Below are 16,212 nucleotides of genomic sequence, written 5' to 3'. Positions count from 1 at the left end.
CCTTCCGCGCGTCGAACCGCGGGCCGGGCCCCGCTTCGGCCGGTAGCGCGCAGGCACCAGGGCGGGTGCGGGCTGGTCCTTGCGCACCAGGGGAAGACGGCGGCGAGGGACGATGCCCGGCCGGGGCGGCGGAGACGAGTGTGGGAGACGCGCGGACTCCCGCGCTCGCCCGCACCCCACGACGAACGGGACGCCCATGGCCGCACCTGTCGTTCCACCGGCCCGCGTCGGAAGGCTGTCGACCGGTGCCCTCGGCATCCTGGCACTCGCCCTCGGCACCCTGCAGTCAGTGGTGGAGCCCGCGCTCCCGCAGCTGCAACGCGAGTTGGGGGTCAGTCCCGCCGAAGGGGCCTTGATCGGCAACACGTTGCTCGTCACCGGCGCGGTGGTCGCGCCCGTCGCGGGCAAGCTGGGCGACCGCTATGGCGGGAAGCGGATCCTCGTCCTGCTGATGGCCGTGGTCTCGGCCGGCGGTCTGCTGGCCGCGCTGGCGCCGAACCTGCCGGTGCTGCTGGCGGGTCAGGTGCTGCAGGGCGTGATGGTGGGCGCGCTGCCCCTCTCCTTCATCCTGGTCCGCAAGCACCTCACGCCGGGAGAGTCACGGCTGGCGATCGGCCTCGTCATGGCGCTGTTCACGGGCGGCGGCATGGTGGGGACGCTGAGCGCGGGACCGATCTCGGAAGGCCTCTCCTGGCACTGGATGTTCGCGCTGCCGACGATCGCGGCCGTCGGGACGACGGCGGCCGTGGCGCGGCTGCTGCCGCACGACCCGCCGCTCGGGTCGGACAGCGGGGTCGACTGGCCCGGCGTGGTGCTGCTGAGCGGCACCCTGCTCGTGTTCATGCTCGGGCTCGTGAAGGTGACGGGCTCCGGCCTGCCGCCCCTCGCGGCAGGCGCCCTGGTGGCGGCCGTGGCCGCCCTCGCGACCGGCTGGGTCGTGGTGGAGCGCCGGGCGGCCTCGCCGATGGTCGACCTGCGCATGCTGGCGCGGCCCGCCATCTGGCATTCGTGCGTGCTGACCTTCGTCATCACCGCCAGTTTCGGGATGGTGGCGTTCCTGCTCCCGCGGCTGTGCGCGCTGCCCGCCGACGGCTACGGCTTCGGGCTCGGCACCACCGACATCGGGCTCCTGCTGCTGCCCGGTGCCATCGCCGGGGCGGTCCGCGATGCCGTCGGCGACGGCGCGACCCGCCCACTCGGCCCTGACACTGCCCGATTTCGCCCCGGCGCCCTGCCCCGTCGCGCCCCCGCCGCCCCGGCCTACTCGGGTGTTGCCCGGGCCAGGCCCGTCCGGTAGGCGATGACGACGAGCTGGGCCCGGTCGCGGGCCTCCAGCTTCGTCATGGCGCGCTGGACGTGGGCGCGGACGGTGAAGGGGCTGAGGAACATCTGCTCGGCGATCTCCTGGTTGGACAGGCCGGTCGCGACCAGGGCCACCATCTCGCGTTCGCGCGGGGTGAGCACGGCGAGCTGTTCGGGGCGGCGCGGCGGGGCGTCCTCCGGCGTGGCCAGGAACCTGGCTACCAGGGAGCGGGTCGCGGCCGGGGACAGCAGGGTGTCGCCGTCGGCGATCGTCCGTACGGCCGCGAGCAGGTCCTCGGCCCCGATGCCCTTGCCGATGAAGCCGCCCGCACCCGCGCGCAGCGCCTGCGCCACGTACTCGTCGGTCTCGTACGTGGTGAGGATCAGGATGCGGCTCGACCGCAGTTCGGGGTCCGCGCAGATCTGCGACGTGGCGGTGAGGCCGTCCACCTCGGGCATCCGGATGTCCATGATCACCACGTCCGGGCGCAGTTGCCGGGTGAGGCGCACCGCCTCCCTGCCGTCGGCGGCCTCGCCGACCACGGTGATGTCGTCGGCGGAGTCGAGGAGCAGCCGGAAGGCGCCGCGCAGCAGGGCCTGGTCGTCGGCGAGCAGCACCCGGAGGGTCATGGCGTCTCCCCGGCCCCTGCGGCACCCGGCCGTCCGCCGCCGGTGGCCGCTCCGTCGGTCGTCCGCCCCTCGGCCCCCGCCGCTCCGTCGGCCAACGGCCCCTCGGCCCCTGCCACTTCGCCGGTCATCCGCCCCTCGACCCCTGCCACTTCGCCGGTCTTGCGTCCCTCGACCCCTGCCGCCCCGTCGGTCCTGCGTCCCTCGACGCCCGTCGCCCCGTCAGCCGTCCGCTCCTCGCCCGTCGTCGCTCCGTCGGCGCCCGGCGTCGTCGTGTCCTTGGCGGGCGGCAGCGGCAGTTGGGTGGAGACGAGGAAGCCGCCCTCCGGACGTCTGCCCGCGGAGAGTCGTCCGCCGACCGCGACGGCACGTTCGCGCATCCCGATCAGGCCGTAGCCGGGCGGGCGGTCCGCCGTCGCGACCGCCCCCGGTCCGGCGGAGGCGGTCGGCGCCGTACGGGCTCCCCCGCCGTCGTCGGCGACGGTGAGGGTCATGTGGTCGCGGGCCCAGTCGAGGTGCACCCGGGCGCTGCCGGAACCGGCGTGCTTGGTCACGTTGGTCAGGGCCTCCTGGACGATGCGGTAGGCGGTGAGGTCCACGCCCGGCGGCAGCGGCCGCGCCGTGCCCTCCTGGTGCACCGACACCTCGAGTCCCGCGCGCCGGAAGGACTCCAGGAGCGTGGGGAGCCGGGACAGGCCGGGCGCCGGTTCGGCGGGTTCGGCCGTGTCCCCGGTCTGCCGCAGCAGTCCGACCGTGGCCCGCAGGTCGTCGAGCGCGTCGCTGGTGGTCTCCACCAGTTCCTTGAGGCTCTTGCGGGTCTGCTCCGGGCGGGTGTCGAAGAGGTGCGCGGCGACCGTGGCCTGCGCGTTGGCCAGGGTGATCTGATGGGCCACCAGGTCGTGCAGTTCCCGGGCGATGCGCACCCGCTCCTCGGCGACCCTGCGGCGCGCCTCGCTGTCCCTGCTCTCCTCCGCCCGCAGGGCCCGCTCCTCCACGGCCGCCAGGTAGGCCCGCCGGTTCCGCACCGAGCGCCCGAGCACTCCGGCCACCAGCGGGAACGCCGCGACCGCCCCCACCCTGCTCGCGTCCTTCCAGGAGAGGGCGCCGAACAGGGGGGTGGCGGCGAGCAGGAGCCCCGCGGAGACGAGCAACACCGCGCCCGCCGCGCGACGTTCGTTGCGCACGGCGAGCGCGTAGGAGTACGCGGTGATCACGGCGGGGGCCACGATGAGCGGACTCAGCAGGAGCCCCAGGGGCGGCACCAGCATGCCGCTCGCGGTCGTGGCCACCATGACGGCCAGGGGTGCCCGGTGCCGCAGCGGCAGCACGGCACTGGACACCACGGCGATGAAGTAGGCGGCGGCGGACGGCGGTGACAGCGGGCCGTCGTCGTCCCGCAGCACGCCGCCGAGCAGACAGAGCGCGAACGCCGCCGCCGTGACCAGGCCCTCCCGCCACCACGTGCCACGAGGCCGCGGGCCACCGCCGTCCGGGTGCGTCATGACCGGCTCAGTACCGGTGCCGGCCGGCGGGCAGCGGCGTCGGCGCCGCCTCCGGCGCGGCCTCGGGAGCCGGGGCCCGCCTGCTCAGGGCCTCGCCCTCGACGTCCACATTCGGCAGCACACGGCTCAGGATACGGGGCAGCCACCAGGCCCGGTGGCCGAGCAGCGCGAGCACCGCGGGCACGATCGCCATCCGCACCACGAAGGCGTCGAAGGCGACGGCGGCGGCCAGGCCGACGCCCATCGTCTGGATGGTCGGGTTGCTCATCCCGATGAACCCGGCGAACACGCTGACCATGATGATCGCCGCCGCGGCCACCACCCGTCCGCTGTGCCGGAACCCGGTGACGAGCGCCTCGCCCGGGGACGCGCCGTGGACGTACGCCTCCCGCATCCGGCTGAGCAGGAAGACCTCGTAGTCCATGGCGAGGCCGAACACGATGCCGATGATCAGGATCGGCATCAGCGACATGACGGGGCCGGTCTGCTCGATGCCGAGCAGGTCCGCCGCCCAGCCCCACTGGAAGACGGCGACGAGGACGCCGAAGGCGGCACCGACCGAGAGCAGGAAGCCGAGGGCGGCCTTCACCGGGACCAGGAGCGAGCGGAACACCACCGTCAGCAGGAGCACCGCGAGGCCGATGACCACGGTCAGATAGGGGATGAGGGCGTCGGACATGGCTTCGGAGATGTCGATGTTCATCGCGGTCCTGCCGGTCACCAGGACACCGGCGCCGGTGTCGGCCTCGACGGCGGAGACCTCGCCCCGGATCGACTGCACCAGGTCCTTGGTCTCGCCGCTGTTCGGCGCGGTCTTCGACACGGCCGTGAGGACGGCCGTGTCCTTGGACTCGCTGAACACCGGGTCACCGACCGACGCGACCCCGTCCACGCCCCGTACGGCCTTGGCGACCAGGTCCATGGCGGCCCGGGTGTCCGCGGCCTTCGCGGAGTCCACGACCACGGTCAGGGGGCCGTTGAAGCCGGGGCCGAAGCCGTCCGACAGGAGGTCGTAGGCGCGGCGCTGGGTGGTCTCCACCGACTTGGACTCGTCTCCGGGCAGCCCGAGTTCGAGGCTGAGGACCGGGAGGGCGACGGCGCCGAGGCCGAGGCCCGCGACCAGCAGGACGGCCACGGGGCGGCGCAGCACGAACCGCGCCCAGCGGGTGCCGAGCCCGGGACGGCCGGCCGCGCCGGGCACCGGGTGCTCGCTTCCCCGCGGGGTGGCCCTGCGGGCGGCGCGGGACAGGACCCGGCGGCCGAAGAAGCCGAAGAGGGCGGGGACCAGGGTCAGCGCGACGAGTACGGCGAGGGCCACGGCGCCCGCGCCGCCCAGGCCCATCTTGGTGAGTTCGGGGATGCCGACGACGCCGAGGCCGACCAGGGCGATGAAGACGGTCGCCCCGGCGAAGACGACGGCGGACCCGGCCGTGCCGACCGCCCGGCCCGCGGCCTCCTCCGGGTCGCCGCCCCGGGCGCGCTCGTCCCGGAAGCGGGAGGTGATGAACAGGGCGTAGTCGATGCCGACCGCGAGGCCCAGCATCAGCGCCAGGATGGCGACGGTGTCGGTCAGGCCGAGGGGCACGGTCAGCGCGGAGACCAGGCCGAAGGCGATGGCCACGCCCACGAAGGCGGTCAGGAGCGAGAGGCCGGCCGCGACCAGCGAGCCGAGGGTGAGGACGAGGACGACCGCCGCCACCGCCACGCCGATGATCTCCGTCGTGCCGCCCGGTGCCTCTTCCGCCTCCAGGGCCGAGCCGCCGATCTCGACGGTCAGGCCCGTGTCCCTGGCCTTGTCCGCGGCGTCCTCCAGGGCGCTCTTCGTCGCCCCGGTCAGGTCATGGGCGTTCTCGGTGTAGGTGATCGTGGAGTAGGCGATGGTGCCGTCCTTGCTGACGGCGCCGGTCCGGTACGGGTCGGTGGCCGACGCGACCTGATCGCCGCCGTCCAGCGAGCCGAGCGCGTCCTCGACGGCCGCCTTGTTGTCCTTGGCCGTCACCCGCTGCCCGTCCGGGGCCCGGAACACCAGGCGGGCCTCGGCGCCCTGGGCGTTGCTCTCGGGGAAGCGCTCGTCAAGGAGGTCGAACGCCTCCTGTGACTCGGTGCCGGGCATGGAGAGGTCCTCATCCTCCGCGGCCGGAGCGACGGCGGCGGCGACCACGGCGAGGAGCAGGGCCCCCAGCCACAGACCGCCCACGAGCCGACGCCGCCGGAAGGACCACCGCCCGATCCGGTAAAGAAAAGTCGCCACCTTCTGATCACTCCAGACACCGCTAGGCAAGGGAAGGAACGCGGAATGCGCGCGCCTCCCACAGTTGCCTCCGGCGCCCCGGCGGGGCATCGTCCCCTGCCGCCGTCTTCCCCTGGTGCCCCCGGACCAGCCACGCACCTGTCCTGGTGCCTACGCACTAGGCCCGTCCGGAGTGGCGCCGCGCCGGTCGGGTCACGCCGGTGGTCCCGTCCTCCATTCGGCCCACCCCGCCTGCGTGAGCACCGGGGGCCTCGGAGCGTGGGGGCATGACCTTCGCCGACGAGTTGAAGAGCGCCGTCACTCCGCGAGCAGCCCTGCTCGTCATCGGTGTACTGGCCCTCCAGTTGCTGTTCATCGCCTCCTACGTGGGTGCGCTGCACCATCCGAAGCCGCGGGACGTGGCCTTCGGAGTGGTCGCCCCCGGGGACGCGGCCGCCCAGACCAGGGACAAGCTGGCGAAGCTGCCCGGCGAACCGCTGGACCCGCGCGTGGTCGCGGACGAGGCGGAAGCGCGGCGGCAGATCATCGAACGGAAGATCGACGGCGCCCTGATCGTCGACCCACGGGGCACCACCGACACCCTCCTGGTCGCGTCCGGCGGCGGCAAGGCCCTCGCCAACGCCCTGGAGACGATCGCCGTCAAGGTCGACGGGGCCGAGAAGCGCTCGGTGCGACCCGTCGACGTCGCCGCCGCGTCGCCCCAGGACTTCAACGGCCTGTCGTCGTTCTACCTGGTGGTCGGCTGGTGCGTGGGCGGCTATCTGTGTGCCTCGATCATGTCGATCAGCGCGGGCTCGAAGGTCGCGAACCCGCAGCGCGCGGCGATCCGGCTCGGCGCCATGGCCCTGCTCTCCCTCGCGGGCGGCCTCGGCGGCGCGGTCATCATCGGCCCGATCCTGGGCGCCCTGCCCGGCTCGGTCATGGCCCTGTGGGGTCTCGGTGCCCTCGTCACCTTCGCGGTCGGCGCGTTCACGCTCGCCCTGGAGGCGATCACCGGCGTCGTCGGCATCGGCCTTGCCGTCCTCGTCATCGTGGTGGCGGGCAACCCCAGCGCGGGCGGCGCCTTCCCGCTGCCGATGCTGCCCCCGTTCTGGGAGGCGATCGGCCCCGCCCTGCCCCCGGGCGCCGGCACCTGGGTGGCCCGTTCCATCGCGTACTTCCAGGGCAACGCGGTGACGGGCCCGCTCCTGGTGCTCTCGGCGTGGGCGGTGGCGGGAACGGCGGTGACGCTGCTGGTCGCAGCACGCAGGGTGGGCGGACGGACAAAGGCGCCCGAGCAGGCGGGCACCGGCCCGTCCGGCGTGTGAGGACGAGGCGCGCAGTACCGGAAAAGCAGTACCGGAAAAAGGGGGCCAGGGCGCAGCCCCGTGATTGTCGGACCCACCTGCGACCCTGAAAAACATGATCCGCACACTCGCCGTCGAGAACTACCGCTCCCTGCGCAGACTGATCGTCCCCCTGGACCGGCTGAACGTCATCACGGGCGCCAACGGCACGGGAAAGTCCAGCCTGTACAGAGCCCTGCGCCTGCTCGCGGACTCCGCGAGCGGGGGCGCGATCGCCGCGCTGGCTCGCGAGGGCGGCCTCCCCTCCGCCCTGTGGGCCGGCCAGGCCAAAGCGGAGGCGACGAGCTTGCGGCTCGGCTTCGCGGGCGACGAGTTCGGCTACGCGGTCGACTTCGGCCACCCCCTGCCGACGTCGGGCGTGGGCGCGGCCCCGTCCCTGTTCAACCTGGACCCGGAGATCAAGCGGGAGTGCACGTGGGCGGGCCCGGTCCTGCGCCCCGCGGCCCTGCTGTGCGACCGCGCGGGCCCGGCGGTGCGCACGCGGACGGCGGACGGCGGCTGGCACCGCACGCAGGGCCTGCGGCCGTACGACAGCATGCTGAGCGAGCTCGCGGACCCGCAGCTCGCCCCCGACCTGCTCCGCCTTCGCGAGCTGATCCGCTCCTGGCGGTTCTACGACCACGTCCGCACCGACGCCGAGGCGCCCGCGCGCGCCGCCCGCATCGGCACCCGCACGCCGGTCCTCGGCCACGACGGCGCCGACCTGGCGGCGGCCCTGCAGACGATCCGCGAGATCGGTGACACCGAGGCCCTGGACGCGGCCGTGGACGACGCGTTCCCGGGCACGCGGGTGCGGGTCGAGGACAACGGCGGGCGGTTCGAGGTGCGGTTGCACCAAAGCGGCCTGAACCGCCCCCTCGGCGCGGCGGAGCTGTCCGACGGCACGCTGCGCTATCTGCTGTGGGCGGCCGCGCTCCTCACTCCGCGGCCACCCTCGCTCCTGGTCCTCAACGAGCCGGAGACCAGCCTCCACCCGGACCTGCTGCGCCCCCTCGCGGACCTGATCCTGCACGCGACCAAGGACACGCAGATCGTCCTGGTGACCCACGCCGACCCTCTGGCGGAGGCGGTGGCGAAGGGCGCGCGGCGCCACCGCGTGGACGTCAACTCCATAGAGTTGGCCAAGCAGTCGGGCGAGACGAAGGTCGCCGGCCGCGAGAGCCTTCTGGACGAGCCGCTGTGGTACTGGCCCAAGCGGTGACGCACCGCTCGACGGCGCCGCTTCTCGTCCACGGGCAGGGGATGCGGGGCCCGTCTGCGGGCGTGGGGGAACCGCGCTCCCCTCACGCCCGCAGACGGCAGCGGGCCGCCCAGCACGCAGAGGCACCGGACGGCCCGCAGCCAGGGACAGGGCTCAGGCGGCCGACCCCACTCCGTAATACGCCGCCCGCATCAACCGCTCCAGTTCGGAGAGCATCGGCATCCGCGGATTCGCGGGCGCGCACTGATCCGCGTACGCGTTCCTCACCTGCTGAGGCAGCGCCTCGATGAAGGCGGCCTCGTCGACCCCTGCCTCCTGGAAGGAGGCAGGGATCCCGCACCGGGCGCGCAGGTCCTCCACGGCGCGGGCGTAGGACTCGACGCCCTCCTCCGGGGTGCCCGCCGCGAGGCCCAGCGCGCGGGCGATCTCCTGGAACCGCTCCGGCGCCCGGTACACCTCGGCCTTGGGCCAGGGCGTGGCCTTGCCGGTCACGGTGCCGTTGTGCCGGATGACATGCGGAAGCAGCACCGCGTTGGTGCGGCCGTGCGGGACGTGGAAGGTGTTGCCGAGGGTGTGCGCCATGGCGTGCACGAGGCCGAGGAAGGCGTTGGCGAAGGCCATGCCCGCGACGGTCGACGCGTTGTGCATCCTCTCGCGGGCCTCGGGGTCCTCGGCGCCGCGCACCACGCACCGCTCCAGGTTCTCGAAGATCAGCTTGATGGCCTGGAGGCAGAGGCCGTCGGTGTAGTCGTTGGCGTACACGGAGACGTACGCCTCGGTGGCGTGGGTGAGGGCGTCGAAGCCGGAGTCGGCGGTGACGGCCGGGGGCAGCCGCAGCGGCAGGACCGGGTCGACGATGGCCACGCTCGGGGTGAGGGCGTAGTCGGCGAGCGGGTACTTCTGCGCGGCCGCGGGGTCGGAGATGACGGCGAAGGGGGTGACCTCCGAGCCCGTGCCCGAGGTCGTCGGGACGGCGATCATGCGTGCCTTCTCCCCCAGGCCCGGGAAGCGGAAAGCCCGCTTCCTGACGTCGAAGAACTTCTCCTTGGTGTCGGCGAACTCGACCTCCGGGTGCTCGTACATCAGCCACATGACCTTGGCCGCGTCCATCGGCGAGCCGCCGCCGAGGCCGATGATCGTGTCCGGCCGGAAGTCCCGCATCCGGGCGGCGCCCGCGCGCACGGTGGCGAGCTCCGGGTTGGGTTCGACGTCGTCGATGACCTGCACGGTGACCGGTTGCGTGCGCGCGGCCAGGATGTCGGTGACCTTGCGTACGAAGCCGAGTTCCGACATCGTCCGGTCGGTCACGATGGCGACGCGCTCGATGCCGTCCATCTCGCCCAGGTAGCGCAGCGAGTCGCGCTCGAAGTAGATCTTCGGCGGGACCTTGAACCACTGCATGTTGGTGTTCCGCCGTCCGATCCGCTTGACGTTGACGAGGTTGACCGCGGAGACGTTGTTCGACACCGAGTTGTGCCCGTACGAACCGCAGCCGAGGGTGAGCGAGGGCAGGAAGGCGTTGTAGACGTCGCCGATGCCGCCGAAGGTCGAGGGCGCGTTGACGATGACGCGGACCGCCTTGACGCGCCTGCCGAACTCCTCGGCGAGCGCCTCGTCCTCGGTGTGGATCGCGGCACTGTGCCCGAGGCCGTCGAACTCGACCATTCGCGCCGCGAGTTCGATTCCCTGCTCGGTCGAGCCCGCCTTCAGGGCGGCCAGTACGGGGGAGAGCTTCTCGCGGGTCAGCGGCTCGCCCTCGCCGACCTCCGCGCACTCGGCGAGCAGGATCTGGGTGGACTCCGGCACCTCGAACCCGGCCTGTTCGGCGATCCAGTGCGCGGACTTCCCGACGACGGCCGCATTCAGCTTCGCGCCCCCGCAGTTCGCTGCGAACGCCGTGGTGCCGAAGACGAACTCCTCCAGCTTGGTCTTCTCGGCCGCCGAGACGACGTACGCGCCGAGCCGCTGGAATTCGGCGATCCCTTCGTCGTACACCTCCTCGTCGAGAACGACCGCCTGCTCGGAGGCGCAGATCATGCCGTTGTCGAAGGCCTTGGAGAGCACGACGTCGTGCACGGCGCGCCGCAGCTTGGCGCTGCGGGCGATGTACGCGGGTACGTTGCCCGCGCCGACGCCGAGCGCGGGCTTGCCGCAGGAGTAGGCGGCGCGGACCATCGCGTTGCCGCCGGTCGCGAGGATGGTCGAGACGCCCTCGTGGTTCATGAGGAAGCCGGTGGCCGCCATCGAGGGATCCTCGATCCACTGCACGCAGTCCTCCGGCGCCCCGGCCGCGACCGCCGCGTCCCGCACGACGCGGGCGGCCTCGGCGGAGCACTTCTGGGCGCTCGGGTGGAAGGCGAAGACGATCGGGTTGCGGGTCTTCAGGGCGATGAGGGCCTTGAAGACGGTGGTGGAGGTGGGGTTGGTGACCGGGGTCATCGCGCAGACGACGCCGACCGGCTCGGCGATCTCGGTGATGCCGTTCAGCTCGTCGCGGGAGATGACGCCCGCGGTCCTCAGGCCGCGCATCGAGTTCACCACGTGCTCGCACGCGAAGAGGTTCTTGACGGCCTTGTCCTCGAAGAGGCCGCGTCCGGTCTCCTCGACCGCCTGCCGGGCCAGCTCCCCGTGCGCGTTCAGCGCCGCGAGGGAGGCCTTCGTGACGATGTGGTCGACCTGCTCCTGGTCGTAGGACTCGAACCGGCGCAGCGCGCCGAGCGCCCTGCGGACCAGTCCGTCCACCATCTCCTCGGCCTGCATCTCCTTGGCCTGTGTCTCCTCGGCCTGGATCTCCTTGGCCTGTGTCTCCGCGGTCTCCATGGCAGGCACTCCTTCTCGCGACCCTGTGGTGACGTCTCCATTCGACCTCCGCAGCCCCACCCGGAGCTTCCGAAAAAGCCCTGATCCGAGAGGGAGAAGGTCCTGCGGGAAGCGCGAACACTTCCGGAAAACGATCTCTCACCTGCGCGAACGCCAGAGGTCCAAAGACCCTTGCGAGCTTGTGAACGCATTCACAAAATCTTCCCCACGCTCCGGTTCCGGCCAATCCCGCAACCCCCGGAACGCCCGGCCGGAGTGACCCACCCCACTCCCCCGAACCCTCGCCCCGGATTCCACCCATCCGGGAACTTCCCCACGATTCCCCCTTCCCGCCGGTCACACGTGGTGCACGACGTCTCGACCGACCGTGAGGAACCGTTACCTCTCGCCACTACACACAGTTTTCAAACAACGACTGAAAGTCAGCGACGGATGTGCTTTCGACGCCTCCCTGAGCAAGACTCCGGTCCGTTCCGTTCGTTATCCGTAACGACAAGCAAGGGAGTGTTCGAAATGCGGTACATCTCTGGGGGGATCGCGCTGGGCGCCGCGCTCGCGCTCGGCGGTCTGGCCACCGCGGCCACCGCCGCTCCGGCGCCCGCGGCCACCGCTGCGCCCGCCGCCGCGAGTGGCTTCGCGCCCTCCGAGCTGGTGCTCACCGTCGGCTACGGCACCAAGGCCGCCGACGCCTCGATCCAGCGGGCCGTGACCCTCGGCTGTTCCTCCGGCGGCGTCGGCAGCCACCCCGACGCGCCCGGCGCCTGCGACCAACTGCGCGCCGTCGGCGGCAAGTTCGACAAGGTGACCAAGGCGCCGACGACGATCGCCTGCACCAAGGAGTGGAACCCGATCGTGGTGACGGCGCAGGGCGTCTGGGAGGGCCGCCGCGTCTCGTACGAGCACACCTTCGCCAACCCCTGCGCGATGACGGCGGGCCAGGGCAAGGTCTTCAACTTCTGAGACCGCGCGTTCCGGGACCGCACGGGCCCTAGGGGCCCGTGAGCCAGCCCCGCAACGCGGCCTGGGCGCCGGCCTGGAAACGGGTGTCGGCGCCCAGTTCGTCGAGCAGGCGGCTGATGCGGCGGCGCGCGGTGTGCACGTGCACGCCCAGACGGCGCGCGATCGCCTCGTCCTTGAAGCCGCCCGCCAGCAGGCCGAGCAGATCGCGGTGCTCGTCGGAAAGGCGCGGCCCGGCGCCGCCGAGCGGCAGCGCCCGCTCCCACAGCGCCTCGAAGAGCGGCCGGAAGACGTGCTGGAGCAGCGTGTCGCGGACGACGACGGCCGTGCGGGCCGGGTCGGCGCCGGCCGCGGGCGGCAGCAGCGCGTCCCTGCCGTCCACCGCGATCAGCTTGGTCGGCACGTCGGCCGCGACCCGCACCCCGAGCCCCCGGTCGACCAGCGGCCCGAGCAGCCGGGTCCGGCCGGGGAGCGCGAGCCCCTCGCGGGCGAGCACCACCCGCACGCCGACCCCGCGTTCGAGCAGGGCCGCGATGCCGGTGCCGGGGTCCGCGCCCGCGACCGCCCACGGGTTGAGGTAGGGCGGCCGGTCGAGGATGAGCACCTCCTTCTCGGCGCGGGCGAGCAGTTGGTCCACGTGCCGCACGATGGCGCCGGGACCGCTCACCGCCTCGACGGCCGCGACCGCGCCGGGCGCGAGGGCCGGAGCGGGTTCGAGGCGCTCGGCGATCTCGTCGGCCTGGCGCCGCAGCCGCTCCAACTCCGCTGCCTGGGCGTGCAGTTCCGCCTGTCTTCGGTGGATCAGGGCCCGCACTGCGGGCGCCGGTGGCACCGGACGCGGCAGCGCGGCCCGGCCGCAGGAGCCGCCCGCGTCCAGACTCTCGCCGGGGTCCGCGTACGGAACCGTGAACCCGTGCTCCCGCAGCCGCGACAGCGCACGCTCCAACTCCCCCCGGGTGAGCCCCAGTTCCCGCCGCAACTCCTCGGCGTCACGCGCCGCCGGCGCCCGCCGCCGCAGCAGCGCACCGTAGACCCGCTCGTCCGCCTCCCCCAGGCCCAGGTCGCGCAGCGCGCTCCCCTTGCCGCTCCCCATGGTCATGTCGGGCAGTCTCACCCCGCCCCACGGCGCACACAAGTGTGCGGCCCCACTTGTGACCAGTCGTTATTCCTTGATCAACACACGGGCAACGACTTGCATGAGCACGGCACGTACACAGCACGTCCATGGTGCGCTCACTTCTGCGCGTGGAGGGGAACTTGAGAAGCTCACGCAGACGGACACGGACAGCACAGGCACGAATAACCCGGACACGGATGACGGGGAGCGCGGCGCTGCTCGGCGCCGCGGCACTGCTCGCCTCCGGGGTCCCCGCGGCCCAGGCCGCCCCGTCGGCTCCCGAGGGCCCCGCCGGCGAGGTCGTCCCCGGCACGGGCACGGCGACTCCGGCCCTGGTCGACGGGATCGCGGAGGCGGCCAAGGACGCGGGCAGCCCGGCCGACGCGGCCCGCGGCCACCTCGCGGCCGAGGAGGGCCGCTACCGGATACCGGACCCGCGACGGGACCTGAGCGCCGATCAGACACTGCGGCACGGCGACAGCGAGACCGTGCGGTTCCAGCAGAAGCACCGGGGCGTGCCGGTCCTCGGCGGTCAGTACCTGGTGCGGATGGAGAAGAAGGACGGCGAGCGGGTCGTCACCGGCACCTCCGGCAAGTACTTCACCGGCCTCACGGTCGGCACGAAGGCCGAGGTCGCGGAGCGCACGGCCGTCGAGCGCGCCGTGGCGGCGACCGCAGCCGGGGACGGCCGCACGGGCAGCCTGACCAAGCTGTCCCCCAAGTCGCCCAAGTCCCGCACGGCCGAGGGCGGGAGCAAGGCCAAGGGCTCCGAGGGCGGGAGCAAGGCCAAGGGCAAGGCCGACGCGCAGGGCCCCGCCCTCTCGGGCGCCTCCCACGGCCTGGTCGTCCTGCCCCAGGGCAAGGGCCTCCTGACGTACCACGTCACCGTCACCGGCAGCGACCCGGCGACCGGTGCCCCGGTGAAGCAGCAGGTGTACGTCGACGCCGCGTCCGGCTTCCCCGTGCTCCAGTACTCGGCGATCCAGACGGTCGACGGCCCCGGAGGCTCCTTCCCCGGCGCCAAGGGCAGCGGCGTCAGGCTCGACGGCAAGAAGGTCGGCCTCGACGTCGCGCACGACGCCGCCTCGGACACGTACCGGCTGCGCGACTACCGCCACCAGTGGAACGGCAGCAAGAACCCCCTGGCCACCTGGGACGCGCGGGGCGTCGACGCCAACGACGCGTCGGGCACCTGGCCGCAGGGGATCACCGAATTCGGCTCCAGGACCAAGAGGTTCGGCAAGGAGGCGACCGACTCGGGCGCGGTCGACGCGCACTGGGCGGCCGGGCAGGTGCACGAGTACTACAAGAAGAAGCACGGCCGCAACAGCCTCGACGGCAAGGGCATGGCCATCAACTCCCTGGTGGGCGTGACCGACGGCGGCTTCCCGTTCGTCAACGCCTACTGGGACGGCCAGAAGATGGTCTACGGCGGCGGCGACGAGGAGTTCAAGCCGCTCTCCGCCGACCTGGACGTGGTCGGCCACGAGATGACGCACGGCGTCGTCGAGCACACCGCGGGCCTGGTCTACGTCGGCCAGTCCGGCGCCCTGAACGAGGCCGTGGCCGACTACTTCGGCAACGCCATCGACGTGAACGCCTCGAAGACGCCGATGGGCGACCCGAAGGCCGGGCTCATCGGTGAGGACCTGTGCCGCACCCAGTCCCCCGCTGACTGCGCGCTGCGGGACCTGGGCGACGGCCGCACCACCGCGAAGGACTTCCTCGGCGTCACCATCGGCACCGACAGCGGCGGCGTGCACCTCAACTCCACGATCGTCTCCGGCGCGCTGTGGGACATCCGTGAGGACCTGGGCGCCACCCTCGCCGACAGGATCGTCTACAAGGCCCTCGCCGAGTACCTGACGCCGCTCGACGGCTTCACCGAGGCCCGCAACGCGGTGGTCGCCGCGGCCAAGGACCTCGGCGTCAAGGGCAGGGAACTGCGCACCGTGCGGCGCTCGTTCGACGCGCACGGCATCACCAAGGGCTGGGAGAAGGCCATCGGCGCCGACTCCGAGAAGCTCCTCGGCGACCTGAACGCCACCCGCGTCGGCGGCAGGCTGCCGAACACCGGCGCGGGCGCGGGCGGCGGCTGGTGGGCCGCGTCGAAGTCCGACGACGAGGGCCAGGAGGCCTTCTCCGTGTACGCGGGCCGCACCGACGGCACCGGCACGCCGAAGCTGCTCAGCCCCAACGACGGCCGCTACCACGTCTACCCGGACACCGACGGCAAGCGCGCGGTGTGGGTGGCGTACGGGCCGACCAGCGTGGAGGTCCTGTCCCGGCCGCTGACCGGCGGCCCGGTGAAGAAGCTGTGGTCGGCGGGCACCACCGTCGCAGGCGTGCGGATCTCCAACGGCACCGTCACCTGGCAGGAGTCGAGCCCGCACGGCCAGCAGCGGGTGGCCTACCTGCGCCCCGGCGACCGGGAGCCGGTGTTCGTCGACGGCGGCCGCTACGACGTGGTGACCGCGCTGCCCACGATCCACGGCGACAAGCTCGGCTACGCCAAGGTGTACACCGACAAGGACGGGCGGCAGCAGGTCTCCACCGAGATCACGGACGTACGGACGGGCAAGCAGACGCTGGTCCCCGCCAAGGGCGCGCAGCTCGGCATCGCCACCCCGGCGATCAACGGGAAGTACCTGTACTGGCTGGTCGACGACATCGCCGACGACAACCGCATGGGCCTGCGGCGTGCGAAGCTCGACGGCACGGGACTGACCGACATCGTGCCCGAGGACTCCGAGGACTCCTACTTCTGGAACGTGGACGCCTCCGAGTCGGCGCTCACGCTCACCCAGTGGCAGCCCCAGCGGGGCTGGAGCAACGGCAACCTCACCAAGCTGGTGCAGACCGACCTGAACGGCAAGGGCCTGGGGCGGGTCTCCTGCAACCGGGGCGAGCAGACCGGCCACGCCGCCGACACCGGCAGGCGCGTGGTGTGGATCGACGGCACCACCGGCCACACGGACCTGGTGACCCGGGCCCGCCCGGCCGGCACCTGCTGATCCAGGACACGCCGAGCCGGGACACACCGAACGGCGGTGCCCCGCCCACCTGCGCCAGGTGGGCGGGGCACCGCC

General features: G+C 72.8%; 9 protein-coding genes and 1 pseudogene. 5 read left to right on the top strand and 5 right to left on the bottom strand.

Annotated elements, in window-relative coordinates; translation table 11 throughout:
• Positions 1 to 196 precede the first annotated feature (196 nt).
• Positions 197 to 1,201: pseudogene (locus QUY26_RS31920) on the top strand (MFS transporter); the annotation flags it as partial.
• Positions 1,202 to 1,260: 59 nt separating this feature from the next.
• Here QUY26_RS31920 and QUY26_RS31915 read toward each other — a convergent pair.
• The 3 genes from QUY26_RS31915 to QUY26_RS31905 are packed head-to-tail and all read right to left on the bottom strand — an operon-like array spanning position 1,261 to position 5,682.
• A complete protein-coding gene (locus QUY26_RS31915; protein ID WP_289952813.1) occupies positions 1,261 to 1,932 on the bottom strand; it encodes a response regulator transcription factor in 672 nt (223 codons plus the stop codon).
• Complete coding sequence (locus tag QUY26_RS31910; protein ID WP_289952812.1) at positions 1,929 to 3,431, bottom strand: sensor histidine kinase; 1,503 nt, start codon at positions 3,429 to 3,431, stop codon at positions 1,929 to 1,931. The genes QUY26_RS31915 and QUY26_RS31910 overlap by 4 nt, the downstream gene beginning before the upstream one ends.
• Before the next feature lie 7 nt (positions 3,432 to 3,438).
• Positions 3,439 to 5,682 (bottom strand): MMPL family transporter, encoded by a 2,244-nt coding sequence (locus tag QUY26_RS31905; RefSeq protein ID WP_289952810.1) that lies wholly within the window; start codon positions 5,680 to 5,682, stop codon positions 3,439 to 3,441.
• A gap of 266 nt (positions 5,683 to 5,948) precedes the next feature.
• On the opposite strand from QUY26_RS31905, the gene QUY26_RS31900 reads away from it, so the two are divergent.
• Both QUY26_RS31900 and QUY26_RS31895 read left to right on the top strand, forming a co-directional pair.
• The gene (locus QUY26_RS31900) at positions 5,949 to 6,989 is read left to right on the top strand and encodes a DUF3533 domain-containing protein (RefSeq protein ID WP_289952808.1); all 1,041 of its coding nucleotides are present in this window, start codon (positions 5,949 to 5,951) and stop codon (positions 6,987 to 6,989) included.
• Positions 6,990 to 7,083: 94 nt separating this feature from the next.
• Positions 7,084 to 8,229, top strand: coding sequence for an AAA family ATPase (locus tag QUY26_RS31895; protein ID WP_289952806.1), 1,146 nt, complete (start codon positions 7,084 to 7,086; stop codon positions 8,227 to 8,229).
• Between the two features lie 153 nt (positions 8,230 to 8,382).
• On the opposite strand, the gene adhE is transcribed toward QUY26_RS31895, so the two are convergent.
• Complete coding sequence (gene adhE / locus QUY26_RS31890; protein ID WP_289952804.1) at positions 8,383 to 11,049, bottom strand: bifunctional acetaldehyde-CoA/alcohol dehydrogenase; 2,667 nt, start codon at positions 11,047 to 11,049, stop codon at positions 8,383 to 8,385.
• Positions 11,050 to 11,562: 513 nt separating this feature from the next.
• Here adhE and QUY26_RS31885 point away from each other — a divergent pair.
• Entirely contained in the window at positions 11,563 to 12,009 is a 447-nt protein-coding gene (locus tag QUY26_RS31885) for an SSI family serine proteinase inhibitor (RefSeq protein ID WP_289952803.1), read from the top strand.
• 28 nt (positions 12,010 to 12,037) lie between these two features.
• On the opposite strand, the gene QUY26_RS31880 is transcribed toward QUY26_RS31885, so the two are convergent.
• Positions 12,038 to 13,105, bottom strand: coding sequence for a hypothetical protein (locus QUY26_RS31880; RefSeq protein WP_289952801.1), 1,068 nt, complete (start codon positions 13,103 to 13,105; stop codon positions 12,038 to 12,040).
• 215 nt (positions 13,106 to 13,320) lie between these two features.
• On the opposite strand from QUY26_RS31880, the gene QUY26_RS31875 reads away from it, so the two are divergent.
• Positions 13,321 to 16,137 (top strand): M4 family metallopeptidase, encoded by a 2,817-nt coding sequence (locus QUY26_RS31875; RefSeq protein WP_289952799.1) that lies wholly within the window; start codon positions 13,321 to 13,323, stop codon positions 16,135 to 16,137.
• Positions 16,138 to 16,212: the final 75 nt, after the last annotated feature.

Origin of the sequence: Streptomyces flavofungini, assembly GCF_030388665.1 — a bacterium.
Classification (GTDB): domain Bacteria; phylum Actinomycetota; class Actinomycetes; order Streptomycetales; family Streptomycetaceae; genus Streptomyces; species Streptomyces flavofungini_A.
The sequence above is the reverse complement of the archived record's forward strand: the minus strand, read 5'-3'. Positions and strand labels throughout refer to the sequence as shown.